At 69.3% G+C, this 25306-nt stretch carries 23 protein-coding genes and 1 tRNA gene; 12 read left to right on the top strand and 12 right to left on the bottom strand.

All coding sequences use genetic code 11. The features are described from left to right. Positions 1-140: 140 nt before the first annotated feature. Both E3T49_RS09720 and E3T49_RS09715 read left to right on the top strand, forming a co-directional pair. Positions 141-1631, top strand: a complete 1491-nt coding sequence (locus E3T49_RS09720) for a helix-turn-helix transcriptional regulator (RefSeq protein WP_134424711.1) — start codon at positions 141-143, stop codon at positions 1629-1631. Between the two features lie 194 nt (positions 1632-1825). Then, positions 1826-3256, top strand: coding sequence for an NAD(P)/FAD-dependent oxidoreductase (locus E3T49_RS09715; protein WP_134424710.1), 1431 nt, complete (start codon positions 1826-1828; stop codon positions 3254-3256). 147 nt (positions 3257-3403) lie between these two features. Here the strand turns inward: E3T49_RS09715 and E3T49_RS09710 are convergent, their stop codons facing one another. From E3T49_RS09710 to E3T49_RS09700, 3 genes are read right to left on the bottom strand one after another with little or no spacing between them, the layout of a single operon-like run. Then, positions 3404-4249, bottom strand: a complete 846-nt coding sequence (locus E3T49_RS09710) for a transglutaminase family protein (RefSeq protein WP_134424709.1) — start codon at positions 4247-4249, stop codon at positions 3404-3406. Further along, complete coding sequence (locus E3T49_RS09705) at positions 4246-5175, bottom strand: alpha-E domain-containing protein (protein ID WP_134424708.1); 930 nt, start codon at positions 5173-5175, stop codon at positions 4246-4248. The genes E3T49_RS09710 and E3T49_RS09705 overlap by 4 nt, the downstream gene beginning before the upstream one ends. Beyond that, complete coding sequence (locus tag E3T49_RS09700) at positions 5169-6848, bottom strand: circularly permuted type 2 ATP-grasp protein (RefSeq protein WP_134424707.1); 1680 nt, start codon at positions 6846-6848, stop codon at positions 5169-5171. Before E3T49_RS09700 ends, E3T49_RS09705 begins: the two co-directional genes overlap by 7 nt. Before the next feature lie 180 nt (positions 6849-7028). Between E3T49_RS09700 and E3T49_RS09695 the strand changes: the two genes are divergently transcribed. Then, positions 7029-7907: an ATP-binding cassette domain-containing protein gene (locus E3T49_RS09695; RefSeq protein ID WP_166785515.1), complete on the top strand. Its 879-nt coding sequence runs from the start codon at positions 7029-7031 to the stop codon at positions 7905-7907. Here the strand turns inward: E3T49_RS09695 and E3T49_RS09690 are convergent. The 3 genes from E3T49_RS09690 to E3T49_RS09680 form a co-directional block, all read right to left on the bottom strand. Further along, the gene (locus E3T49_RS09690; RefSeq protein ID WP_166785514.1) at positions 7904-8599 is read right to left on the bottom strand and encodes a GntR family transcriptional regulator; all 696 of its coding nucleotides are present in this window, start codon (positions 8597-8599) and stop codon (positions 7904-7906) included. The two genes, E3T49_RS09695 and E3T49_RS09690, sit on opposite strands and share 4 nt — an antisense overlap. Before the next feature lie 83 nt (positions 8600-8682). Next, the gene (locus E3T49_RS09685) at positions 8683-9849 is read right to left on the bottom strand and encodes an acyl-CoA dehydrogenase family protein (protein WP_134424761.1); all 1167 of its coding nucleotides are present in this window, start codon (positions 9847-9849) and stop codon (positions 8683-8685) included. Between the two features lie 26 nt (positions 9850-9875). Then, on the bottom strand, positions 9876-11075 hold the full coding sequence (locus E3T49_RS09680; RefSeq protein WP_174722411.1) for a CaiB/BaiF CoA transferase family protein: 1200 nt from the start codon (positions 11073-11075) through the stop codon (positions 9876-9878). Between the two features lie 116 nt (positions 11076-11191). On the opposite strand from E3T49_RS09680, the gene E3T49_RS09675 reads away from it, so the two are divergent. The 3 genes from E3T49_RS09675 (at position 11192) to E3T49_RS09665 (ending at position 14511) form a co-directional block, all read left to right on the top strand. Continuing rightward, complete coding sequence (locus tag E3T49_RS09675) at positions 11192-11965, top strand: FadR/GntR family transcriptional regulator (RefSeq protein ID WP_134424704.1); 774 nt, start codon at positions 11192-11194, stop codon at positions 11963-11965. After that, positions 11943-12725 (top strand): cache domain-containing protein, encoded by a 783-nt coding sequence (locus E3T49_RS09670; protein WP_174722410.1) that lies wholly within the window; start codon positions 11943-11945, stop codon positions 12723-12725. Before E3T49_RS09675 ends, E3T49_RS09670 begins: the two co-directional genes overlap by 23 nt. 238 nt (positions 12726-12963) lie before the next feature. Next, positions 12964-14511, top strand: coding sequence for an APC family permease (locus E3T49_RS09665; RefSeq protein ID WP_198414243.1), 1548 nt, complete (start codon positions 12964-12966; stop codon positions 14509-14511). Positions 14512-14607: 96 nt separating this feature from the next. Here E3T49_RS09665 and rplA read toward each other — a convergent pair whose 3' ends face one another. From rplA to E3T49_RS09640, 5 genes are all read right to left on the bottom strand, one after another. After that, positions 14608-15297, bottom strand: a complete 690-nt coding sequence (gene rplA, locus E3T49_RS09660) for a 50S ribosomal protein L1 (protein ID WP_134363506.1) — start codon at positions 15295-15297, stop codon at positions 14608-14610. Between the two features lie 92 nt (positions 15298-15389). Next, a complete protein-coding gene (gene rplK, locus E3T49_RS09655) occupies positions 15390-15821 on the bottom strand; it encodes a 50S ribosomal protein L11 (protein WP_134424703.1) in 432 nt (143 codons plus the stop codon). A 118-nt stretch (positions 15822-15939) separates the two neighbouring features. Continuing rightward, a complete protein-coding gene (nusG, locus tag E3T49_RS09650; protein WP_134424702.1) occupies positions 15940-16917 on the bottom strand; it encodes a transcription termination/antitermination protein NusG in 978 nt (325 codons plus the stop codon). A 134-nt stretch (positions 16918-17051) separates the two neighbouring features. Next, positions 17052-17327, bottom strand: coding sequence for a preprotein translocase subunit SecE (gene secE / locus E3T49_RS09645; protein ID WP_134424701.1), 276 nt, complete (start codon positions 17325-17327; stop codon positions 17052-17054). Between the two features lie 42 nt (positions 17328-17369). Next, positions 17370-17442, bottom strand: a tRNA-Trp gene (locus E3T49_RS09640). A gap of 171 nt (positions 17443-17613) precedes the next feature. Between E3T49_RS09640 and E3T49_RS09635 the strand changes: the two genes are divergently transcribed. From E3T49_RS09635 to E3T49_RS09610, 6 genes are all read left to right on the top strand, one after another. Beyond that, positions 17614-18816, top strand: coding sequence for a pyridoxal phosphate-dependent aminotransferase (locus E3T49_RS09635; protein WP_166785513.1), 1203 nt, complete (start codon positions 17614-17616; stop codon positions 18814-18816). A gap of 127 nt (positions 18817-18943) precedes the next feature. Beyond that, positions 18944-19882, top strand: a complete 939-nt coding sequence (locus tag E3T49_RS09630) for a hypothetical protein (protein WP_134424699.1) — start codon at positions 18944-18946, stop codon at positions 19880-19882. Positions 19883-19968: 86 nt separating this feature from the next. Next, the gene (locus E3T49_RS09625) at positions 19969-20874 is read left to right on the top strand and encodes an ABC transporter ATP-binding protein (RefSeq protein ID WP_134424698.1); all 906 of its coding nucleotides are present in this window, start codon (positions 19969-19971) and stop codon (positions 20872-20874) included. Further along, complete coding sequence (locus E3T49_RS09620; RefSeq protein ID WP_134424697.1) at positions 20871-21794, top strand: ABC transporter permease; 924 nt, start codon at positions 20871-20873, stop codon at positions 21792-21794. Before E3T49_RS09625 ends, E3T49_RS09620 begins: the two co-directional genes overlap by 4 nt. A 90-nt stretch (positions 21795-21884) precedes the next feature. Next, complete coding sequence (locus tag E3T49_RS09615) at positions 21885-23225, top strand: PspC domain-containing protein (protein WP_134424696.1); 1341 nt, start codon at positions 21885-21887, stop codon at positions 23223-23225. Further along, positions 23222-23974, top strand: coding sequence for a hypothetical protein (locus tag E3T49_RS09610; RefSeq protein WP_134424695.1), 753 nt, complete (start codon positions 23222-23224; stop codon positions 23972-23974). The genes E3T49_RS09615 and E3T49_RS09610 overlap by 4 nt, the downstream gene beginning before the upstream one ends. Positions 23975-24088: 114 nt before the next feature. On the opposite strand, the gene E3T49_RS09605 is transcribed toward E3T49_RS09610, so the two are convergent. Next, the gene (locus E3T49_RS09605; protein ID WP_134424694.1) at positions 24089-25306 is read right to left on the bottom strand and encodes a UDP-N-acetylmuramate dehydrogenase; all 1218 of its coding nucleotides are present in this window, start codon (positions 25304-25306) and stop codon (positions 24089-24091) included.

The following is a 25306-nucleotide window of genomic DNA, read 5'->3' as shown; positions in this document are numbered from 1 at the left end:
CGCCGCCTGGGAGAGCGTCTGTGCTTGCCTGCGTCCAACTCTGGACCGGACGACCATCCCGCACCGCTCCCCCGACAACAGAAGAACAACATTTCTTCTGCCTGTGAGAAGTTTTCGCCGGGGTGTGTGAGCATGGGGGCATGGTCATCGTCGATCCCACCCTTCGCCCGTCCCTGTCCGCGGATCCCGCCGAGGAGGCCGGACTCGATGCGCTCACCCTGGGGCGGCGCATCCGGGAACTGCGCACGAAGAAGCGCATGACGTTGGACGCCCTGGCCGCGGCCATCGACCGGGCGCCGTCGCAGGTCTCGATGATCGAGAACGGCAAACGCGAGCCACGACTGTCGATGTTGCTCACCATCGCGGCAGCGCTCGGCACCACCGTCGACGACCTGCTGAAAACGGATGCCCCGTCCGAGCGGGCAGCGCTGGAAATCGCCGTGGAGCGGGCCCAGCGGGGCCCCGTGTTCACGGCGCTCGGACTGGCGCACTTCCGCGTGGGCCGCGGAACCAGCGACGAAACCCTGCAGACCATGCTCAGCCTGCACAACGAAATCCTGCGCCTGCACCGGGAGCGGGCGGCCACCCCGGAGGAGGCCCGGCGCGCGAACGTGGAGCTCCGGGCCACCATGCGCGCCCGGGACAACTACTTTCCGGAACTCGAGGCCGAGGCGCAGCGGCTGCTCGCCGCGGTCGGGCACACCGGCGGGCCGGTCTCCCACCAGGTGGTCGCCGACATGGCCACCCACCTCGGCTACTCGCTGCACTATGTGGGCGACCTGCCGAACTCGACCCGGTCAGTGACCGACAAACGCAACCGACGGATCTACCTGCCCACGGAGCAGTCGGCCTCCCGCGACTCCCGCTCGCCCATCCTGCAGGCGTTCGCCACCCTGCTCTGCGAGCACGAGGAACCCGGAAACTATGCGGAATTTCTGTCGCAGCGGGTGGAGACCAACTACCTGACCGCGGCCATCCTGTTGCCCGAAAAAGACACCGTGAAACTGCTCACCGAGGCGAAGGCCCTGCGCCGCATCTCGATGGAGGACCTGCGCGACGCGTTCGCGGTGTCCTACGAGACCGCCGCACACCGGTTCACGAACCTGGCCACCGCCCGGCTCGACATCCCGGTTCACTTCATGAAGGTGCACGAGTCGGGCACCATGATCAAGGCCTACGAGAACGATTCGGTGCGCTTCCCGAGCGATGCCCTCGGCGCGGTGGAGGGCTCGACGGTCTGCCGCAACTGGACCGCGCGCACGGTTTTCAACGTGGCCGACCGGTTCAGCCCCTGGTACCAGTACACCGACACCCCCAGCGGAACCTTCTGGTGCACCTCCCGGATCGAGAAGGCGAAGGAGGGCGACTACTCCGTCAGCGTGGGCGTGCCGTTCACCCACGTGAAGTGGTTCCGCGGGCGCGAGACCACCAACCGGGCCGTGTCCACCTGCCCCGACGAGTCCTGCTGCCGCCGCGCACCCGACGAGCTGTCGGAGCGCTGGTCCGGGCAATCCTGGCCGGCCGCGCGCACGCCCACCAGCCTGCTCGCCGCCCTGCCCACGGGGACCTTCCCCGGTGTCGACCAGACCGAGGTGTTCCAGTTCCTGGAGGCGCACGCGCCGGCGAGCTGATGGCGGCGGCGCTGGCAGGCGCGGACTCCGGCCGTCGCGGCGCACCCTGTGGAAGCAGGCGCAGGGTAGAACGTGCGCCCGCTTCCACAGGGTGCGCCCCGGGTGCGCTCGCGAGACCTACGGGCCTGGCCACCGACCGGCTCCGGCTGTCATGATGAACGGGTAGCAGCGCCGCGACGAACAAAGGACGATCCGTGGGCACGACCATTTTCGAGCGGGCACGACCTGCCGCATCCGTCGTCGCCGGCGCTCTCGCCGGTACGCGTTCGGCCCCCTTCTGGCTGGACGACGTGGCGCCGCAGACCGGTTACCCGGCGCTCACGGCCGACGTCGACTGCGACCTCGCCATCGTCGGCGGTGGCTACCTCGGCCTCTGGACCGCCGTGATCGCCAAGCAGCGAGACCCGGGCGCCCGCGTGGTGCTGCTCGAGGCGCGCACCATCGGCTGGGCCGCGTCGGGCCGCAACGGCGGCTTCTGCGAGGCCAGCCTGACCCATGGCGAGGAGAACGGCCGTCGCCGCTGGCCGAAGGAGATCGACCGGCTCACCGAGCTGGGCCTGGCGAACCTCGACGAGATCGAGCGGGCTGTGGCCGAGCTGGGGCTGGACTGTGACTTCGAGCGCACGGGCGCCATCGACCTGGCCGTCGAGGAGCACCAGGTCGACTGGCTCCGTGAGGAACCGACCGGCGAGAACAGCGTGTTCCTGGATGCCGCGGCCCTCCGCGCGGAGGTCGACTCGCCTACCTACCTGGCCGGCGTCTGGCACAAGCGCACGAACGCGCTCGTGCACCCCGGCAAGCTCGCGACCGAACTCGCCCGCGTCGCCACCGAGCTCGGTGTCGAGATCTTCGAGCACACCTCGGTCAAGAACCTGGACACGCAGGGGCTCTCCCCGGCGCAGGGCACGCGGCTGCGCACCGCCTCCGGCGTCGTGCGCGCGCAGAAGACGGCGCTGGCGACCAACGTCTTCCCCTCCCTGCTCGCCCGCAACCGGCTGTCCACGGTGCCCGTCTACGACTACGTGCTGATGACCGAACCACTGTCACCCGACCAGCTCACCGCGATCAATTGGCAGAACCGGCAGGGGCTGAGCGACCTGGCCAACCAGTTCCACTACTACCGGCTGAGCGCCGACAACCGCATCCTCTTCGGCGGCTACGACGCGATCTACCACTACGGCGCCCGGGTGCGGAGCGGCTACGAGAACCGGCCGGAGAGCTTCCAACGTCTGGCCAGTCACTTCTTCACCACGTTCCCGCAGCTGGAGGGGCTGCGCTTCAGCCACCAGTGGGCCGGCGCGATCGACACATCGACGCAGTTCTGTGCCTTCTTCGGCACCGCCCGCGGCGGGCGGATCAGCTACGCCGCCGGGTTCACCGGACTCGGCGTGGCCGCCACGCACTTCGCTGCGGAGGTCGTGCTCGACCAGCTGGCCGGTCTGCAGACCGAGCGCACCCAGCTGGAGATGGTGCGCGGCCGGCCGCTCCCGTTCCCGCCCGAGCCTCTCGCCTCACTGGGCATCCAGACCACGCGCTGGTCCCTCGACCGTGCCGACCACAACCGGGGCCGGCGCAATATCATCCTGAAGTCGCTCGACGCTCTGGGCCTGGGCTTCGACTCGTAGGGACCGGCGCCCGGCATCCGTGAGCTCCGTGTAGATGCCCGTCCCGGCGCAGGTTGTGGAAGCGGGCGCACGATAGAACGTGCGCCCGCTTCCACAGGGTGCGCCGCGGCATCCGTGGGTGCGAGACAACGGATGCCGCCGCGCGACTCAGGCCTCCCGGGTGATCTCCACCGTGACGAAGAGTTCCGACCCGCTCGTGCCCGCGAACACGCCGCGCAGTGGGGGCACGTCGTTGTAGTCGCGGCCGCGGCCGACCGACACGTGCCGGTCGCCGATGTCGATCGAGTTGGTCGGGTCGAAGCCGCGCCAGTCGCCGCAGAACCACTCCACCCAGGCGTGGGATTCGCCCCGGATCGTCTCCCCGATCCCGGCGTCGGGGCGCGGGTGCAGGTAGCCGGACACGTACCGGGCAGGGATGCCCACCGACCGCAGCGCGCCGAGGGCGATGTGGGTGATGTCCTGGCAGACGCCGCGTCCGTCGCCCCACGCCTCCCGGGCGGTGGAGTGCACCCCGGTGACGCCCTGCACGTACTGCATCCGGTCGCCGATGGCCGCGCAGATCTCGAGCGCCGCCTCGCACGGGCTCTGGTGGCGGGCCACGATCTCGGCCGCCAGCGCCGCCACGTCCTCGGGCGGCTCGGTGAGCCGGGTCTGCCGCATGTGCTCCACCGTGGCGGTGCTGCGCACGGTGACGCCGGCCAGTTCGGGCCAGCCCATCGGATGCGCCAGGTGGGTGCGCGGCCGCACCTCCACGAGGCTGGTGGCGGTGAGCGTGAGCTCGGTGTGCGGGGTCAGCACCTCGAAGCTCGATACCTGCGTGCCCCAGTAGTCGACGTACGCGTGATTGCTTGAGACCGGCGAGATATCGAGGCTCGAGTACAGCACGAACTGGTCGGCCGAGCTGACCGGCAACATCCGTGCCTCGTTGTAGGACGCTTCGACCTCGCCCTGGTAGCGGTAGCCGGTCACGTGGCGGATCCTGAGCCGGTTCACGAGGCCTCCCCCGTCCAGGTGGGCACGGCGCTGGTCGGGAAGTACCGGTCCCCGATGGCCTCGGAGGCCGTGCTGACGGCCTCCTGGACAATGTCCATCTGAGTCGACAGATCGTTCAGGATGTCCATGATCGGCCGGTATTCCAGCTGGCTGCGGATCTGGCCCAGCACCCGTTGCGCCTGGTCGGTCACGCCGACCCGGTCGGTGCGCGGTTCCATCTCACGCAGGCACTGCTCCGCCCGGGAGATGGAGAAGACCACCGATCGCGGGAACAGCCGGTCCAGCAGCAGGAATTCGGCCGCGTTCCGGGCGGACGGCACACCGCGGTAGGTGCGCAGGTAGGACTCGTAGGCGCCGCAGGAGCGCAGGATCGTGGTCCAGGAGGGCCCGCTGGCCACGGTCAGCGACCGGGTGGCCAACAGCCGGGCGGTCATGTCCGCCTGCTCCAGGCTGCGCCCCAGGTTGAAGAAGTGCCAGGCGTCGTCGCGGCTGACACCGGACTCGACGATGCCCACCGCGAGCGCGGAGCGTTCCCGAACCCAGCCGAAGAAGTCGTGCGTCTTCTCCGACGCGACCTTCCGCGGCATCCGCGCGCTCGTCGTGTTGAGGCACTCCCACAGCTCGGTGGGCACGATCTCCCGCGCCCGGCGCGCGTTCTCCCGCGCGGCCTTGACCGAATAGGCGATCGAGGCCGGATGCTGCCGGTCCACGGCCAGCGTGGCGAGCACATCCTTGCGGGTCAGCAGCCGATCGGCGGGAGCATCGCTGCCCATCAGGTGCAGCAGCGACTGGCAGGCGAGGCTCTCCTCGATCCAGGGGTCTTCCAGCAGCAGCTGGAGGTGCACGTCGAGAATGCGGGCGGTGCCGTCGCTGCGCTCGATGTACCGTCCGATCCAGAACAGGCTTTCTGCAATGCGGCTCAACATTCTCCGGCCTTTCTCTGCGGTGCGGGCGCTGCCGACGCCTGCTGTTGCTGTTGCTGCTGCTGTTCCGTGTTGTCGCCCAACGGTTTGTCCTGCGGCGAGTGGTCCACGGCGTGGGTGCCGGCCGAGCGGGTGTTGGCTGCCTGGTCGGCGACCAGACCCTGGATGTTGCGGGCCGACGATTCGGAGAAGAAGTCGGGCTCCGTGCCGATCACCCAGGTGTCCTTCGACCCGCCGCCCTGGCTGGAGTTGACGACGAGCTCCCCCTCGGGCAGCGCCACGCGGGTGAGTCCGCCCGGCAGCACCCAGACGTCAGTGCCGTCGTTCACCGCGAACGGCCGCAGGTCGGCGTGCCGGGGGCGCATGCCCTCGTCGACGAGAGTGGGGATGGTGGAGAGCTGCACGACCGGCTGGGCGATCCAGCCCCGGGGATCCTTCAGCAGCTGCGTGCGCAGCGTCGCCAGCTCGGCGGCCGAGGCGGCCGGCCCCACCACGAGGCCCTTCCCCCCGGACCCGTCGACGGGTTTGACCACGAGCTCGTCGAGCCGGTCGAGCACCTCCTCGAGGGCGAGCGGGTCTTCCAGGCGCCAGGTGTCGACGTTGGGGATGATCGCGTCCTCGCCGAGGTAGTACCGGATCAGGTCGGGCAGGTAGGTGTAGACGAGCTTGTCGTCGGCGACGCCGTTGCCGACGGCGTTGGCGATGGTGACGTTGCCGAGGCGCGCGGCCATCAGGATGCCGGGCGAGCCGAGCTGCGAGTCGGCGCGGAACTGCAGCGGGTCGAGGAACTCGTCGTCGACGCGGCGGTAGATGACGTCCACCCGGGTGGGTCCGGCGGTCGTGCGCATCCAGACCCGCCCGCCGGAGCAGAACAGGTCACGTCCCTCGACGAGTTCGACACCCATCAGCCGGGCCAGCAGGGTGTGCTCGAAGTAGGCGGAGTTGAAGACCCCCGGGGTGAGCACCACGACGTTCGGGTCGTCGACGCTGGCCGGGGCGGAGGCGCGCAGGGCCTGCAGCAGCTTGTTCGGATAGTCGCCGACCGGGCGCACCCGCATCGACACGAACAGTTCGGGCAGGGTCTGCGCCATCACGCGGCGATTGGAGATCACGTAGCTGACCCCGCTGGGCACCCGCACGTTGTCCTCGAGCACCCGCCATGCGCCCACCTCGTCGCGGATCAGGTCGATCCCGGAAACCTGGATGCGCACATTGTTCGCCGAGACGATGCCGGCCGCCTGGCGGTGGAAGTGGTTCGACGAGCTGATCAGTCCGGCCGGGATCACGCCGTCGTGCACGGCCGCCTGGGGGCCGTAGATGTCGGCGAGGAACGCTTCGAGCGCCCGCACCCGCTGCTTGATCCCGGATTCGACCGTGATCCATTCCTCCTGCTCGATCACCCGCGGAACGGCGTCGAGCGGGAAGGGCCGCTCCTCGCCGGCGAAGTCGAACGTGACGCCCTGGGCGAGATACGAACTCGCCAGCGCAGCCGTTCGGCCCCGGAGTTCCTCCTGGGTCATTTTCGCCAGGGCGGCGAAGACATCCTTGTAGGCCGCCCTCGCTTCCACCGGCGTGAGGGAGGTGAGATCGGGGAACATTTCATCCCAGGCGCTGGGCGCGCCCCGTTCGGCCCGCAGTGCTGCGTTCGCGCCATAGCCCGTGAAGAGGTCAACCATGGTGGGAGCGTAGCGGCACGATATTGCAGGAATGTTACGACCACGAGTCGCCTAAGTTGTATGCAAATCTGCCCCCAGTACAGGTGCCAATCGCCAAATTAGAGCATTCTGACCAGGTAAATCTGTCCAGATTGCATACAGTAAAACTCACCAGGCAACATGCAGGAGGGAAGAGGACCCATGGACGAGTTCCTTCCGCCGTGGGAACTCTCGACAGCACCGGCGGCGGCCGGAGACGAACCGATTCCCTCCGACCGCTTCCGCGCCTCGGCACTGCTCGACGTGCGGGGTCTGCAGATATCCGCCGGCAACCATCCGGATGCCCCGTCCCTGGTCCCAGGCATCTCCCTCTCCGTCTCGCGGGGCGAGGTTCTCGGGCTGGTCGGTGTCGCCGGTTCCGGAGCGACCGAGATCGCCCTGGCCATCGCGGGCCGGTTGCCTGTCCCGGCGTTGATCACGGCAGGCTCGATCCTTCTCGACGGACGGGAACTCGTCGGGGTCTCGCCGCGCGCACTCGGCCGGTTGCGCGGCCGCGCCCCGTCTTTCGTACCCGCGGACGCAAACACGGGCCTGGTGCCCGACCGGCCGATCGGCCGCCAGCTCGCCCGCCCACTGCGCACGGAGCGAGGCCTGTCCCGCACGGCCGCCGCCCGGCGCGTGCTGGAACTGCTCGACCGGGTGGGCCTCCCCGATCCGCGCCGGACGTCACTCGAGCTGCCGACCCAGCTCGCACCGGTCGCGCTGCGGCGGGTGCTGATCGCCGCCGCGGTCTCCTGCCACCCCGACCTTCTGATTCTCGACGAACCCACCGGCCCACGCCCGGCCGAGGCCGATTCCGCCGTCTTCGAGCTCTACCGGGGATTACGCCAGGAGTTCGGCTTCTCGATCATCATGGCTTCCCGGGATCTCGGCGTCGTGGCAGCGGAATGCGGCCGCGTGGCCGTGCTGGAGGCAGGCCGGATCGTCGAGCAGGCGTCGGCGGCCGAGATCGTCAGCACGCCGCAGCATCCGCACACCCGACAGCTGCTCGAGGCCGCGCGGAACGCCGGCTTCCACTAGAGCGGCGGCGCGTCCGCCGCGTCATGAGGCCCTGAACCCACAATCGCGCCCGCGCCCTGAACCGCGACCGCATTGCGCGCAGCGAGGATGTGGCAGCGCATGGCCACCTCGGCCCAGAGCGCGTCGCCCGATCGGAGCGCGGTCAGGATGTCGCGATGCTGGTGGTTGCTGCCCGCCCGGAACGCGGCCGCATCCCGGCGAAAGAGCCGGGCCATCATCGGCGCCCGGCCGACCGACCCGGTCAGGATCAACAGCTGGCTGCTGCCTGAGGCAGCCACGATGATGCGGTGGAATTCGGCGTTGAGCACCGCCAGCCGGTCGATGCCGGCGTCGTCGGTGGCGCACACGAATTCCTCCATGGCCTCGATCAGCACGGCGAGCCGGTCGAGGTCGGCAGGCTCGATCCGAGCCGCCGCGAGGCCCGCCGCGCGGCTCTCCAGGGCCGCGCGCAGAAAATAGGTCTCCCGGATCTGCTCGGAAGTCCACTCCACGACGGTGGCGCCCCGATTGGGCACGAACTCCACCAGGCCGGCCTCATCAAGCCGGCGCAGGGCCTCCCGCACGGGGGTGCGACTGACGCCGAGCTCCTGGGCGAGAGCCGTTTCCCGCAGCGTGGCTCTGGCGGGCAACTCCCCCGAAAGGATGCGCGCGCGCAGGTTCGCGAATACGGTCTGGCCGCCTGTCACCGGCATTGTGCCCTCCCCCGGTTGATTCTCCCCCGCCGATCGGCCTGCCGGGCCCATCGATGTGCTTGCACACTCTCTCACAAATCGGCTCAGCCGAACGCGTTCAGGTCGGTCAGGGCGCGGCCCAGCACAAGCTGGTGGATCTCGTCGGTGCCCTCATAGGTGCGCACCGATTCCAGGTTCGCCATGTGCCGCATCACCGGGAACTCACTGGTGATGCCATCGCCGCCGAGGATCGCGCGGGCCTCGCGGGCGATCTGGATCGCCTCACGCACACTGTTGAGCTTGCCCACGCTGATCTGGGCCGGGGTGAGTGTTCCCCTCTCCTTGAGCCGGCCGAGGTGCAGGGCGAGCAGAACACCCTTCTCGTACTCCACGAGCATGTCGGCGAGCTTGGCCTGGATCAGCTGGGTCGCCCCGATCGGCTTGCCGAACACCTCCCGGGTCTTGGAGCGGCCGATGGCGGCGTCGAGGCAGCTGCGGGCGGCGCCCATGGCCCCCCAGACGATGCCGAAACGCGCCTCGTTGAGGCAGCCGAACGGCCCGGACAGCCCCGCGGCACCGGGCAGGATCGCGTCGAACGGCACCCGCACGCTGTCCAGGAGCACGTCGCACTGGATCGACGCGCGCATCGACAGCTTGCCGTCGATGGGGGTGGCGGTGAAGCCCGCGGTGTCGGTGGGCACCAGGAATCCGCGCACACCGGCATCCGTCTGCGCCCACACGACGGCGACGTCGGCGATGCTGGCCAACCCGATCCAGCGCTTGGTGCCCTCGATCACCCAGCCATCGGCATCGCGGCGGGCGGTGGTCGCCATGGCGGCCGGGTCGCTGCCGCCGGTCGGTTCGGTCAGCGCGAAGCAGCCCACGAGCTCTCCGGCGGCCATCCCCGGCAGCCAGCGCTGCTTCTGCTCCTCGGAGCCGTACTTGTGGATCGCCGACATCGCCAGGGAACCCTGCACCGAGACGAAGGTGCGCCAGCCGCTGTCCGCGGCCTCCAGCTCGAGGCAGACCAGCCCGTAGCTGACCGCGCCGGCACCGGCACAGCCGTACCCGGTGAGGTGCATGCCGAGAAATCCGGCCCGGCCGAGCTCGGGGATCAGTTCGGCCCGGAAGTGCTTCGCCTCGAAATCTGCCTCGACAGTGGGCAAGATGCGATTGGTCGCGAACGCACGCGCCGCACGAGACCAGATGATCTCCTCCGGTTCGAGCAGGGCGTCGAGGTCGAACACGGCGTCGACGAGGGGGGCGTGCACAAGCGGGGTGGGGCGGGCTGCGGCGGTCACGAGAGTCCTTCGGGGGTCGGCGGAACACGAGCGGGATCGAGCCAGTCGGCACCGGCGTGCTCGCCCAGCCGCGGAGGGCACAGGCGGTACGCGGGCGGTCGGCCGGCGAGGTGGATGGGGTTGGCAACCTGCCGGCTGCTACGGCCGGCCTGATCGAGTTCGACCACCGGGTCCAGCCCCAGCGCGGAGGCGAAGGCGAAGGCCTCGTCGAGGGAGTTGACCAGGCCGGCCGGCACGCCGGCATCCGTCAGAATGCCCACCCAGTGCGCGGCAGGCTCGGGCCGGAGCAGGTCTTCGAGCACGGTCTTGAGCAGCGCCCGGTGCCGCACCCGGTCGCCGTTGCCGCGAAACCGGTCGTCGTCGGCGAGTCCGGGCGCCCCGAGCAGGCGCACCAGGGTGCGGAACTGGCGGTCGTTGCCCACCGCGATCACCAGCGGCCGGTCGGCGGCGTCGAAGAGTTCGTAGGGGGCGATGCTCGGGTGGGCGTTGCCCAACCGGACCGGCGACTGCCCGGTCGCGAGCGTGCCGGCGGCCTGGTTGGTCAGCGCGGAGAGCAGGGTGGTCAGCAGGTCCACCTCCACCCGGTGGCCGGCGGCGGTGACGACGTCGGCGTCGGCCGCGTCGCGCGCACGCAGCGCGAGCAGGATGCCGCTCAGCGCGTTGAGCCCGGTGAGCACGTCCACGAGGGCCACCCCCACTTTGCTCGGCTCCTCGTCCGGGCGCCCGGTGACGCTCATCAGCCCGCCGACCGCCTGCACCAGCAGGTCGTATCCGGGCAGGCGCGCGCCGGTGCCCGCGCCGAAACCGGTGATCGAGCAGTACACGACCCGCGGGTTGGCGGCCGCCACCTGCTCGAAGCCCAGCCCGAAGCGGTCCATCACTCCCGGCCGGAAGTTCTCCACCACGACGTCGGCGGTCTCCGCGAGGTGCCGGGCCTCGGCCAGACCGGCGTCGGTGCCGAGGTCGCAGACGACGCTCCGCTTGTTGCGGTTCACCGATCCGAAGTAGGTCGAGTCTCCCTGCGCGGTGACCGGGGGCCGCCACTGGCGGGTGTCGTCGCCGGTTGGACTCTCGATCTTGATCACGTCGGCGCCGAAGTCGGCCAGCATCATGGTGGCGTAGGGCCCGGCCAGCACCCGCGAGAAATCGGCGACGCGCAGGCCCGCCAGCGGCTGCGCGGTTCTGTCCTGCGGCACGACCCACCCCTGTCCCCGTCGACTCGACCACGGGCTCCGCCAGTGGTCGCTGTGAATTGATCCTATAGCGAATGATTGGCTCCGTCACCTCGACGCCGTTCCGCTAGATTGGGCCCATGGAGCCTCAGCTGCGACCCGGAGCCCGGGAGGCGATCTTCGCGCAGCTGGACGAAGCCGGGCGCGCCGAACAGGTCGCGCGGCGCCTCACCGACGCCATCATTCTCGGTGTGCTCACCCCGGGCGAGCGTCTGCCGAGCGAGCAGGAACTGGCGCGGCGCTTCGGAGTGGCCCTGATCACCGTGCGCGACGCCCTCGTCATGCTGCGTGACGCAGCCCTGGTCGAGACCCGTCGCGGCCGCGAGGGCGGCAGCTTCGTGATTCAGACGGATGCCCCGCACGGCACGCTGCTGCAGTCCCGGCTCCGCGGCCTGGCCCAGGTGGAGCTGTCCGACCTGTTCGTGTATTTCTCCACGATCCTCGAGGGCTGCGCAGAACGCGCTGCCCTGCGCGCCTCCCCCGCCGACGCCGACCGGCTCCGCGGGTGGCTGCACACCGCGCCGGGAAGCGGGGCCGCCGGAGCCCGCGCCACCGCGGGCGGGTTCCTCCTCGAGCTCGCGGTCCTCAGCCAGTCGCCGCGGCTGGTGCGCGAGCACATCCGTTTGCAGGCGGAATTCGGTCCGCTGCTGCTGCTCGCCCTCGGCGATCCGCAGGCTCGCGACCGGGTGGCGGCGGGCAACAGGGAGATCGCCGCCGCCATCGCCCGCGGCGAGCCGCTGGCGGCGCGCACCCTGGTCGCCGACCAGGCGCGGGAGCTGAGCGAGTGGCTGCTCGCGGCGAAGACGAGAACCGAACGGGGCGGGCCGCTCTATGCAGCCGTCGCTACCGCCTGAGTCCACGGATGCCCCGGTCACCCTGGCCTCCTGCGTCGCCGAGGTCAGCGACATCTTCGCCCGCGCCTTTCACATCCTCGGCGGTTGGCGCGACCTGATCGTCAGCGCGGGACCGGTACAGGCGGCGGAGTTGGATGCCCTGGTGGAACGGCTCGTCGTGCCCGCCCTGCGAGGCACGCCCCGGGCGATGACGCCCGACCCGGCGTCACTGATGACCGGCGCGGGCTTCATCGCTGCGCCGCAGTTCGTGACCGGGCGCGAGTTCCATTTCGCCTGGTGGCTGGGCCCGCTCGCCGGCACCCCGTTGCTCGGCACCACGACGGCGCCGAGCCGGCTGGACCTCGCTGCGCGGGTGAACACCGAATTCCTGCGCGATTTCCGGGAGCTGGAGTGGTACCAGGTCCCCGAAGCGACCGCCCGGACCCATGTCACCGGCCCCTACGTCGACCACCTGTGCACGTTCGACTACGTGATCACGCTGACCATGCCTGTGCGGGTCGGGGAGGAAATGGTCGGCGTCGTCGGAGCGGATGTCTCCGTGAAGAGCCTCGAACAGGTGTTGCTGCCCCATTTCCTCGCCCTGGCGAGCCCGGTTGCGCTGGTCAACGCGTCCGGTCGCGTCGTCACGTCGACCGAGCCCTCGCTACCTCCCGGTGACGTGCTGCCGAACGGGCGGCATCCGCTGGCCGATTACGTGCAGGTGCCGTGCCCGGGCACCCCGTTCCTGCTCGCCATGCGGGTGCGGGCCGCCCCGCACTGACCATCGCGGCCCGTGACAGGAAAGCCGTCGCACCCTCAGGCCCCCGTCAGATAGCACCTTTCCGGTCGAGAGTGCCCGTTCCGCGGGTCACTCTCGACCGGAACGGGAACTGTCGCCGGAAAATCAATCATCCGGTTCTATACCTTTGATGGCGGGCATCCACTATGTTGAGCACACCCACGAGATGCCCGCGGCCACGTCTGGGTGGCCGCGTCCCTCCGGCTCGATCGGAAAGGTCATGATGTCAGCGAACTCATCTCCACAGAAGAAGGGGCTCGGCGACGCCGAGCACCTCAAAGCCCTCGGCTACGAGGACTCGTTCCATCGCTCCATGTCACTCTGGGGCAACTTCGCCCTGGGATTCACCTACCTCTCCCCACTCGTGGGCGTGTACTCGCTCTTCGCCCTCGCCCTGAGCACGGGCGGGCCACCCTCGATCTTCTGGCTCGTCATCGTGGGCACCGGGCAGCTGCTCGTGGCCCTCGTCTTCGGGGAGGTCGTGTCCCAGTATCCGATCGCGGGCGGCATCTACCCGTGGACCCGGCGCCTCTGGGGCAAGCGCTACGCCTGGATGGCCGCCTGGGTCTACGTCTGGGCGATGCTCGTCACGATCACCGCCGTCGCGGAATTCGGCAGCGGCTTCCTCGGCAGCCTGATCAACGCCCCCGTGACCAAGGAGGTGACCCTCGGCCTCTCGGTGCTGTTCCTCGTGGTTGCCTTCCTGTTCAACTTCTCCGGCACGAAGATGCTTGCGCGGGTCGCCCGCATCGGTCTCGCCGCCGAACTGGTCGGCGTGATCGGCCTCGGCCTCTACCTGCTCGTCTTCCAGCGCAAGCAGGAGTTCGGCGTCTTCTTCGACACCATGGGGGTGCAGGGCGACGGCACCTACGCCGCCGCGTTCCTGGGTGCCGCCCTCGCCGGCCTGTTCTTGTTCTACGGATTCGAGGCCTGCGGCGATGTCGCCGAGGAAGTGCCCGACCCGGCCAGGGGCATCCCGCGAGCCATGATCCTCACCATTCTGGTGGGCGGGGTCTCCGCCCTCTTCTCCTTCGGCGGCTACGTGCTGGCCGCACCCGATCTGCAGGCCGTGGTCGACGGCACCGATGTGGACCCGATCCCCGCGATCCTCGACGCCACCCTCGGCACGGTCGGCGCCAACCTGTTCCTGGTCGTCGCGATCACGGCGTTCCTGTCCTGCGTGCTCAGCCTGCAGGCCGCGGCGAGCCGGCTCCTGTTCTCGTTCGCCCGGGACGGCATGATCCCCGGCAGCACCTGGCTGGGCCGCGTGTCCCCCCGCACGGCCGTCCCCGTCAACGCGCTGATCGTGGCCTGCACGATCCCGCTGCTGTTCTGCATCCTGATCTATGTTGGTGGCAGCACGATTCTGACCCAGATCACGGCTTTCGCGGTGCTGGGCATCTACGTCGCGTTCCAAGCCGTGGTGCTGGCTGCGCTCCGCCAGCGCGTCAAGGGCTGGCGGCCGGCCGGGCCGTTCAACCTCGGACCGCTCGGATTCATCGTGAACGTGATCGCCCTGGCGTACGGCATCTTCGCCATGGTCCTGCTGGCCCGGCCCGGCACGTCCGGGGTGTTCCTCGACGACTGGATCGTGCTGATCGGGCTGGGCGTGGTGATGGGAAGCGGGCTGCTCTACCTCTTCATCGCCCAGCCGCACAGCGCGTCGCACCAGCCGGAGGGAGACGCGATCGCCGTCGCGGCCATGCTCCGCGCACATCCGCAGAACACTGAGCGCACGGATGCCCGCCCAACGGCCGCCCACGACTGAGCACCTGCCCGGGCCTCGCGTCCGCCGGCGTTAACGAAGGAAGGGCCCGTCTCGCGACGGGCCCTTCCTGGTGCGGCAGAACCGCAGTGAAACTGACTAGATGCTGTTCACATCGAGCTGGATGCCGGGGCCGAACGTGGTCGAAACGGCACCCTTCATGATGTAGCGGCCCTTGGACGAGCTGGGCTTGAGGCGGACGATCTCCTCGAGAGCGGCGCTGATGTTCTCGTTCAGCTGCTCAGCGGTGAAGGACGCCTTGCCGACGACGAACTGCACGTTGGCGTGCTTGTCGACGCGGAACGCGATCTTTCCACCCTTGATGTCGGACACGGCGCGCGCGACGTCGGGCGTCACGGTTCCGGTCTTCGGGTTCGGCATGAGGCCGCGCGGGCCGAGGACCTTACCCAGACGACCGACTTTGCCCATGAGCTCCGGGGTGGAGACGGCGGAGTCGAACGAGGTGTAGCCGGCGGCAACCTTCTCGATGAGCTCGTCGCCACCGACCTCGTCGGCGCCGGCAGCGATGGCTGCCTCGGCCGCGGGGCCCGTTGCGAAGACGATGACGCGGGCGGTGCGGCCGGTGCCGTGAGGAAGAATCACGGTACCGCGAACCATCTGGTCAGCCTTGCGGGGGTCCACGCCGAGCTTGAGGGCAACCTCAACGGTCGAGTTGAAGTTAGCGGAACCGGTCTCCCGGGCCAGGGTGACGGCCTCGGTCGGGGTGTAGAACTTGTCGGCGTCGATCTTCTCGGCCGCGGCCCGGTAGGCCTTTGACTTCTGTGCCATGTTGAATCTCCTGTAAAACGAAATTGAGAGTGTGGTGCGAGCCTGGCGGGCTCTTCCACGTCGTGCTGGTGGCGGATGCCGGGTGGAGGTGGTTACGCCTCGACCGTGATGCCCATGGAGCGGGCGGTGCCGGCGATGATCTTCGACGCTGCGTCGAGGTCGTTGGCGTTGAGGTCAACCATCTTGGCCTCGGCGATTTCGCGGACCTGAGCCTTGGTGAGCTTGGCAACCTTGACGGTGTGCGGGGTGCCGCTGCCCTTGGCGACGCCGGCCGCCTTCTTGATGAGCTCCGCCGCCGGCGGGGTCTTCAGGATGAACGTGAATGAACGGTCGTCGTAGACGGTGATTTCCACCGGGATGACGTTGCCGCGCTGGGATTCCGTCTGAGCGTTGTACGCCTTGCAGAATTCCATGATGTTGACGCCGTGCTGACCCAGTGCCGGCCCGATGGGCGGTGCGGGGTTGGCGGCGCCGGCCTTGATCTGAAGCTTGATCAGACCAGTTACCTTCTTCTTCGGTGCCATTGTTCTTCCTTACTTTGTAATGACGAGCAGCCAGGGCCGCTCTCCCGGTGGCCCGGACGGGCCCCGGTGAACTTAAATCTGTGGGGTGCGGGCGCGAACCCGTGTGGTGCTGGGCGGTCTAGAGCTTGGTGACCTGGTCGAAGCTGAGCTCCACCGGGGTCTCGCGCTCGAAGAGGGAAACCAGCACGATGAGCTTGCCGCTCTCCGCCTTGATCTCGCTGATCGATCCGGGCAGGCCAGCGAACGAGCCTTCCTTGATCGTGATCGTCTCGCCGATCTCGTAGTCGATCTCGGCCGGGAGGGCGCGGGTCGGAACCTTGCCGCCGTGGCCGCCGGTCTTGGCGGTGGGGACGTCCTGAATCTCGACGAGGCTCTTCAGCATGCCGAAAGCTTCCTCGAAGCGCAGCGGCGTGGGGTTGTGCGCGTTGCCCACGAAGCCGGTGACGCCGGGCGTGTGACGCACCACGGACCAGCTGTCTTCGTTGAGGTCCATGCGCACCAGCACGTAGCCGGGGATGCGCACGCGGGTGACCATCTTGCGCTGGCCATTCTTGATCTCGACGACGTCTTCCATCGGAACCTCGACCTGGTAGATGAAATCTTCCATGGCCATGGACTGCTTGCGGTTCTCGATGTTCGACTTCACACGGCGCTCGAAGCCGGCGTAGGAGTGGATGACGAACCACTTGCCGGGCTGGAAGCGCAGTTCCTTGCGGAATTCTTCGTAGGGGTCTTCGGGGGTCTCGTCTTCGGCGGGCTCGGCCGCGGCATCCGTTGCCTCGGCGGCATCGGCTGCCTCTTCGCCTTCAACGGCTTCGACGGCGGCCTCGGCCTCGTCGGCGGAGTCGATGTCGAGGGCGTCGTCGACGAGTGCGTCAGCGGCCGGGTCAGCGGTCTCGGCCAGCGCGTCGAGCGCGGCGTCGAGGTTGACTTCCACGCCCACGCTCGGATCGAACACGTGCACGGCGACCTGCTCGGCGGCCTCTACGGAGTCTTCGTCGGCGGCGAGGGTGTTGCCCTCCTGCGCCTCGTCCTCGGTGGAGGACTGCTCGGCGGCGGTGGCCCAGTCGACGTCGTCGCGATTCGTGTCAGTCACTAAATTTCAATCCTTTTCTATTGCATGGGCACGAATTCGTGGCCCAGACAGCGTTTGCCATGAATTTTGCAGTGACTCTTCTTCACTGGTGCGTGGCCATGATCGCTCGATGCGACCCGGCTACGGCAGCTGAGTTATCCGCCCGGCGTTCCGAACACATAGGTGACGGCGAGTGCGAACACCCAGTCGAAGGCGGAAACGATGACCATCATGATGATGACGAAAACCAGCACGACTCCCGTGTAGCTCAGGAGCTCCTTGCGGGTGGGAGTGACGACCTTGCGGAGTTCCGCCATGACCTGCTGGATGAACAGGGACATCCGAGCGAAAGGACCGCGCTTGGAATCGCGCGCAATTTTCGCGTTCGCGACGATTTCCTCACTGGGTTCGTCGACAACTTTTCGGGCCACCTGATTACACCTTTCATGTGCCGACGGAATGCCACCGACTTGCAGGGCGGACAGGACTCGAACCTGCAACCTGCGGTTTTGGAGACCGCTGCTCTACCAATTGAGCCACCACCCTATGGAACGAATTCAGACTACCTCGTCGTGCACACTCCCCGAAAATGAACCACAAAGCGGGCGCAAAAAAGCATGGCAGAATTCAATTACCTCATCGAGTCTAGGTCACGGGACGGCCACTGTAAAGCTGGGGCAGCCCCACCAAAGTGAGGATGCCCCGTATGCTCGAAGCGTGGCCCACGAACTGAAGCGAATCTCTACCCGTATCGGCTCCATTGCGGAGTCGGCAACCCTCAAGGTGGACGGCAAGGCCAAGTCCCTGCAGGCCGCTGGCCGGCCGGTCATCAGTTTCGCCGCGGGCGAGCCTGACTTCCCCACCCCTGAGCACATCGTCGAGGCGGCCCTCGTCGCCGTGCGCGACCCGAAGAACCACCGGTACACACCGGCGGCCGGGCTCCCCGACCTGCGCGAGGCCATCGCGGCCAAGACCCTCCGCGACAGCGGCCTCCAGATCTCCCCCAGCCAGGTCGTCGTCACCAACGGAGGCAAGCAGGCCGTCTACCAGGCCTTCGCCACGCTGCTCGACCCAGGCGACGAGGTCCTCGTTCCCACCCCGTACTGGACCACCTACCCGGAGTCCATCCGCCTGGCCGGCGGCGTGCAGGTCGACGTCTTCGCCGGCAGCGACCAGAACTACCTCGTCACCGTCGAGCAGCTCGAGGCTGCTCTCACGCCCCGCACCAAGGTGCTGCTGTTCGTGTCCCCGTCCAACCCCACCGGTTCCGTGTACTCACCCGAGCAGACCAAGGCCATCGGCGACTGGGCCGAGGAGCACGGCCTCTGGATCATCAGCGACGAGATCTACCAGAACCTGACGTATGACGGCGTGCGCGCCACCTCGATCGTGGAGGCCGTGCCCGCACTGGCGGACCGCACCATCCTGGTCAACGGCGTCGCCAAGACCTACGCCATGACCGGCTGGCGCCTGGGCTGGATGGTCGGCCCGCAGGACGCGATGAAGGCCGCCGCCAACCTGCAGTCGCACCTGTCCTCGAATGTGTCGAACATCTCCCAGCGCGCGGGCATCGCCGCCCTGAACGGGCCTCAGGATGCCGCGATCGCCATGCGTGACGCCTTCGACCGTCGCCGCCAGGTCATCGTCGCCGAGCTGAACAAGATCCCCGGCATCGTCGCCCCGACGCCGCAGGGCGCGTTCTACGTCTACCCCGACGTCACCGGCCTGCTCGGACGCACCTGGGGCGGCGTCACCCCGACCACTTCCCTGGAGCTGGCCGACCTCATCCTGGACCAGGCCGAGGTTGCCGTCGTACCCGGCGAGGCGTTCGGCCCCAGCGGCTACCTGCGCTTCTCCTACGCGCTCGGCGACGCCGCCCTGCTCGAGGGTGTGCAGCGCCTGCAGCGCCTCTTCGCCTAGCGGCGCGCGCCGGTGAACCGACAGCTTTGAGGGGTCAGAAGCTCTCTCAACCCCCCACTCTTGGCGGTTCGGCGGTGCCTGTGCACAATCTCCGGCGCCGTCGGCACCGATAGGGCAACCTCGAGGCGTGACCGCGCGCTCGCCTCTACCTCCGCCGCTCGATGCCGGCGCCTTCCGCGTGGGCGACGGCCTGCGCGGGGGCCTCTCGCGGGATCGAATGCGGGCCACGGACCTGGCTCGGCCGTTCTGGGGAATCCGCGTCGTCGCATCCGGTGCCCTGACCACGCTCGAGCGGTGCAACGCAATTCTGCGACGGATGCCTCCCGGCGCCTTCTTCAGCCATCACACAGCCGCGCTGATCATCGGCATCCCCGTGCCGCTCCCGCTGTCGGAGCGGGACGAGGTGCACATCGGCGTCGCCGCTCCAGACCGTTCCCTGCGCAGCAACGGCATCGTCGGGCACTCCCTCCGACTTGACCGCACCGATCTGCGGCTCTGGCACGGCCTGCCGGTCACCAGCCCGGCGCGCACCTGGTGCGATCTGGCGACGGTCCTCACCCTGCGCCAGCTCGTGGCAGCCGGTGACTACCTGATCCACAGGCGGATGCCGCTCGTCACCCTGCAGGAGCTCGCCGGGGCCGTCGAGTGGCACGCCGGTCGACGGGGGCACGCTCTGCTGCGCCAGGCGCTGCCGCTGCTCAGCGACCGGGCCGAATCGCCGCCGGAGTCGGAGGTGCGGGTCATCACCGTCACGCACGGGCTGCCGAAGCCTCTGGTCAACCATCCCATCCATGACCGGCATGGCCGCCTGATCGCACGCGCAGACCTGTATTTCCGGGACTACGGCGAACTGGTCGAGTATGAGGGCGACCATCACCGAACCGACTTGGCCCATTGGCGCCGCGACCTCACCCGAACGGCCGATGTCGAGGCGGAGGGCCTCCACGTCACCCGGGTCAACGCCGACGATCTGCACCACGAGGCCGCCCTGGCCGGGCGCATTGCCGCCAACCTGCGCCGTCGGGGCTGGACCGGTCAGCTCCGGCCGCCGAAACGACGACTTTGAGGGGTGCAGGCGGGCCTGCACCCCTCAAAGTCGTCGTTTCGCGCGCGACGCTTCCTCCGGGGAGCTGGGCATGCGACCCTTCTCTCATGGAACATTCCTCCCCGGTCGTGCGTGTGCGCGACCTGCGCAAGTCCTACGGAAACTTCGAGGCGGTTCGCGGCATCAGCTTCGACATCGAGGCCGGTGAGACCTTCGCCCTGCTCGGCCCGAATGGGGCAGGCAAGAGCACCGCGATCGAGATCCTCGAGGGATACCGCGACCGCAGCTCCGGCGAGGTCAGCGTGCTCGGGGTCGATCCGCAACGCGGCGGCCTGGCCTGGAAGTCGCGCCTCGGCATCGTGCTGCAGTCCACCGGGGAGAGCGGCAACGTCACCGTCACCGAGCAGCTCACCCACTTCGCCGGCCTGTACCCCCGGCCGCGCCGCGTGGCCGAGGTGATCGAGGCCGTAGGGCTGGAGGCGAAGGCGAAGACCCGCATCAGCAAACTCTCCGGCGGGCAGCGCCGCCGCGTCGACGTGGCGCTGGGCATCATCGGCCGCCCGGAACTCCTGTTCCTGGACGAGCCCACCACGGGCTTCGACCCCGAGGCGCGGCACCAGTTCTGGGACCTCGTGCGCCGCCTCAAGGCCGAGGGCACGACCATCCTTCTCACCACGCATTACCTCGACGAGGCCGCCCAGCTCGGTGACCGGGCGGGCGTGATCAACGACGGCCTCCTGATCGACATCGGCGCCATCGGCGAGATCGGCGGCACGGATGCCCGGGTGCCGCTCGTGCGCTGGCGCGACGCCTCCGGCCGGCTCCAGGAAAAGCGCACGCAGGAACCGGCGCGACTCGTGGCGGAGCTCGGGGCGGCATCCGGCGGTGAACCCGCCGATCTCGAGGTGATCCGGCCCAGCCTGGAGGACATCTACCTCGGCCTGGTGCGTGGCAGCCGGCCGTCGAACGACGCGGCAGACTCCCTCGAGGACGACACGGAGGTGCTCGCATGAGCAACGGCATTCCCGGAACAGACTCCCGCACCGCGGCGAGCGCCAGAGCAACCGCCGCGGCGAGCACCGCGGCCAGCGCCGAGAGCCCGCGTCCCCGCACCGGGGGGCTCAGCGTGCTGCGAATCGGCCTCTCCCGGGTCGGCTACGAGACCCGGATGTACTTCCGAACCACGGACAGCGTGTTCTTCACCTTCCTGTTCCCGTTCATCATGCTGGCCATCTTCACGGCCGCGTTCGGCGCCTCCGGCAACATCGGCACCGCACCGGACGGCTCCGGCGGCATCAGTGTGGGTGCCTACTACCTGCCCGGCATGCTCGCCGCGGGGATGCTGCTCTCGGGGGTGCAGAACCTCGCCGTGGACATCGCCGGGGAGAAGGGCGACGGCACACTCAAGCGACTCGGCGGCACCCCGCTCTCACCGCTGAGCTACTTCATGGGCAAGATCGGTCAGGTTCTGGTCACCGGAATCTTCCAGGCAGCCCTGCTGATCCTGGTGGCCCGCGTGCTGCTCGGCATCGACCTGCCGACCGAGCCGGAGAAGTGGCTGACCTTCGCCTGGGTGTTCCTGCTGGGCGTCATCACGAGTGCGTTCCTCGGCATCGCCCTTTCCGCTCTGCCTCGCTCGGGCAAGAGCGCGACCGCCGTGATCATCCCCATCGTGCTGATCCTGCAGTTCATCTCAGGCGTCTACCTGCAGTTCTACGTGCTGCCTGAATGGATGCAGAATCTCGCCAGCGTGTTCCCGCTGAAGTGGATGGCGCAGGGCATGCGCGGCGTGTTCCTGCCCGACAGCTTCGCCAGCCTGGAGCAGACCGGCGCCTGGGAATTTCCGCTGATCGCGCTGAATCTGGCCATCTGGCTGGTGGTGGGACTCGTGCTCAGCCGGGTCACATTCCGCTGGATCCGCAAGGACACCTAGGCGCCCGGCCCGGGGCATCCGTGGCCGGCTCGACCGGGCCCGGCGTCGCCCGGGATTGTCGGTGCGGTGCACCGCGGGCACACTGTCAGGATGACCGACCCTCCCGACAGTCAGACGACGACGCCGCGGTCGGGCCCGGCAGGCCCTGGGCCCGGCCGCGGCAACGACTTCTTCGCGGCCATGCGCACCACGGGGATCGTGCGCGGCACTGACCGCTGGCTGGCCGGGGTCTGCGGCGGCGTGGCGCTGCGGGCCGGGCTGAACCCCACTCTCGTGCGCGTGGTGACGATCGTGCTGGGCGTGCTCGGCGGCCCGGTCCTCTTCGCCTATGCGGTCGGCTGGGCGCTGCTGCCCGACGCGACCGGGCGTATCCATGCCGAGCAGGCCGTGCGCGGCGTCTTCGAGCCCGCCATGATCGGGATCGTCGCGCTGGCGGCCCTCAGCTTCGCCTCGTATACGCGCAACCTGTGGTGGCAGGCCCCGCCGGCAGGGTTGCCCGACTGGCTGGCAACCACCCTCGCGGTCGGCTGGAGCGTGGCTGTGACCATCGGGATCATCTGGCTCGTCGTCTTCCTGGCGCGACGCACGGCGACTCCGGCCGGCGCCGTCCTCAGTGCCGCCGCATCCGGCGCCGGGCGCCCCGTGACCGGCCCGGCCGCCCGCGCCTTCGACCCCACCGGGAGTACGGTCGGCACCGGCGGCTTCGTCGGCTCTCCGGGCCTCGCCGGGACAGCCGGTGCCGCACCCACGGGCCCTCCTCCCGGGCGCGGGTCGTGGCGCGACCGCCGGCCCGGTGCCGGCTTCAGCGCGATCGTGCTCGGCCTGGCACTGCTGTGCGGAGCCGTCGCCGCCGCTCTGTGGTCCGGCGGCGACTGGTCGGATGCCGCGCTGCTGGTGGGCCTGTCCGTCACGCTGGGCGTGCTCGCCCTCGGCGTCATCGTGTCGGGCATCCGCGGCAAACAGAGCGGTGCCGTGGGCGGGTTCGCCTTTCTCACGGCCGTCGCGCTCGTCTTCCTGGGCCTGTTTCCCAGCGGCACCGCGTTCTTCCCGATTGGCGCGCCGGTCTGGACCGTCAGCGCCGACGCCGCCTCCACGCCCCCCGGTTACGCCGTTCTGGCCGGCCGGGCAACCCTCGATCTCACCGCCCTGGATGCCGCCGGCGCCGCAGAACGCACCATTGACGTGTGGATGGGCGTCGGCGTCACCGAGCTGATCCTGCCGAGCGACCGGCCGGTGCAGGTGGAGACGACCGCGCTGATCGGCGGGATCGACTACGTCGGCGACGCCGCCGCTGCCGAGCGGGGCGGCATCTTCTTCCGCGATGTGCACACCTTCAACGACGACGACGCCCGAACCGTGACCCGCATCCGGGTCTGGACGGCCCTCGGCCAGGTCACCGTCATCGCCCCGGCCCGTCTGGAATCCTCATGACCGCGGCCCCCGACCCGACCGAGCAACCGGCTCCGGAACCGGAGTCGGAACCGGAGCAGCCTCCGACCCGGAAACCGATCCTGGAACCGCAGCTTCCGGACGGTGTACCCAACCCCCCGGTCGACGACCGGTTCGCGGACGCCATCACCTCCGTCATCGCCGTGACGGCGGCACCCGGCCCAGCACCCTCAGAAGGCGAGGGGCCGGGCGCTGCAGGTCCCGAGATCGAGGTGGAGACCGCCGACTCCGCCGCGGACCACACGGTCGCCTATCCGAGCCCCATCCCGGAGTATTCCATGGAGGCCACCGGCGGCTCGGACGACCCCGACGACACCGACCCGACGCACGGCGGGCCCGGCGGGCCCACGGTGTCCCACCATGCCGACACCGAGTCGATGGGCTCCCTCACCCCTGAATCGCCGCTGCTCGCGCCCGAACCCCCGGCGTATTTTCCCCCCGAACCGCCGTACCTGGCCCCGGTGACGCCGCCGCCGCTCGCCCCCGCACCGCCGACGTACCTCGCCCCGGAGCCGGCGCTGCCCGCGGCATCCGTCAGACCCCGCAGCCGGCCTCTCTTCGGCACCATCGTCTGGGGTGTCATTCTGCTCTCGCTGGCAGGCTACGTGCTCCTCGGTGTGCTGGTGCCCACGCCCGCCGACCCCACGCTCTGGCTGCTCGGGGGCGTGATCCTGATCGGGCTGCTTCTGATCGTCGTCGGCATCATCGCCGCCCTCCGCCGAGCCCCCTGAAGCCCCGAGGGCTTCCAAGCTCGCGAGAGCGCAAAATGTGCCCTTTCGTCGGCGCCGAAGGGGCACATTTTGCGCTCTCGCGGCCGTGGCTGAGCGGAGGAGGAGGAGGAGGGGTTAGGCGTCTAGGCCGACGAGGATGGGCTCGGGCTGCAGGATGACGCCGAACTCGGACTGAACGCGGGCCTCCACCAGGCGGGCGAGCTGAGCGATCTCGTCGGCGGTGGCACCGCCCGTGTTCGTCAACGCGAGGGAGTGCTTGCTGGAGATCGCGGCGCGGGACCCCGGCAGGCGGAAGCCCCGACCGATCCCGGAGTGCTCGATCAGCCAGGCCGCGCTCAGCTTCACCAGCGGCACGGGCCGCTCCCCGGGGATGGGCCCGACGCCGGCATACTCGTCCAGCGGGATCACCCGGTCGGGCAGGTTCTGCTCCGACAGCGGCCAGCGCGGCACGGCGTCCGGGAGCGTGCGCGAGAACGCCAGCGACACGATCGGGTTCGTGAAGAACGAACCGGCACTGCGGGTATCGGCGTCGTCCGGGTCGAGCACCATGCCCTTGGCGGCGCGCAGGGCCAGCACGGCGGCCCGCAGTTGCGCGAGCGGCACCCGGTCACCCAGTTGCACCCCCAGCGCCGTCGCGAGCTGCGGAAAGGCCACCGGCCGGCTGAGCGCGCTGCCGAGAACGGATGCCTCACTCCGCGTGTCGTGCAGGTTCAGCTCGACCGCGATCACCAGGCCGCGAAGCCCCTGTTTCAGGGCCGAGGTGCGGTAGCCCAGGGCCAGCGCGCCGGCCTCCAGACGTCGCCGTTCGCCGGACTCGTAGTCGAGGAAGTCGATGGCCGACAGGGTGGTGCCGAGCTCCTGACCGTAGGCGCCGATGTTCTGCACCGGGGCCGCCCCGGTGGATCCGGGGATGCCCGAGAGAGCCTCGATGCCGGCCCAGCCCTGCGCCACCGTGTACGCCACCAGCTCGTCCCAGGGCTCGCCGGCCTGCACGCGCAGCACCAGCCGGTTCGGTTCGTCGGGTTCGTCGGACGAAGCAGACGGCGCAGACGACGGCAGCGGCGACGCCCCGGAAGTGGGCGAGACGACGCTCACCCCGCGGGTCAGCACCCGGATCACGGTGCCGTCGAAGCCCTCGTCCGCCACGATCGTGTTGGAGCCGCCGCCGAGCACGAGCCACTCGTCGCCCGACGCCCACACGTCCAGGGCCTGATCGACCAGGTCCTGCTCGGTCGTGGGCGACACCATGCGGGCGGGCGGGCCGCCGACGCCCATCGTGGTCAGCTCGGCGAAGGTCGGCATCGGGGAGGCAGAAGCAGCGGGGCTTGTCAT

Source organism: Cryobacterium cryoconiti (assembly GCF_004403065.1).
GTDB classification, from domain to species: Bacteria; Actinomycetota; Actinomycetes; order Actinomycetales; family Microbacteriaceae; genus Cryobacterium; species Cryobacterium cryoconiti.
This window is presented reverse-complemented; position numbering and strand designations above follow the sequence as displayed.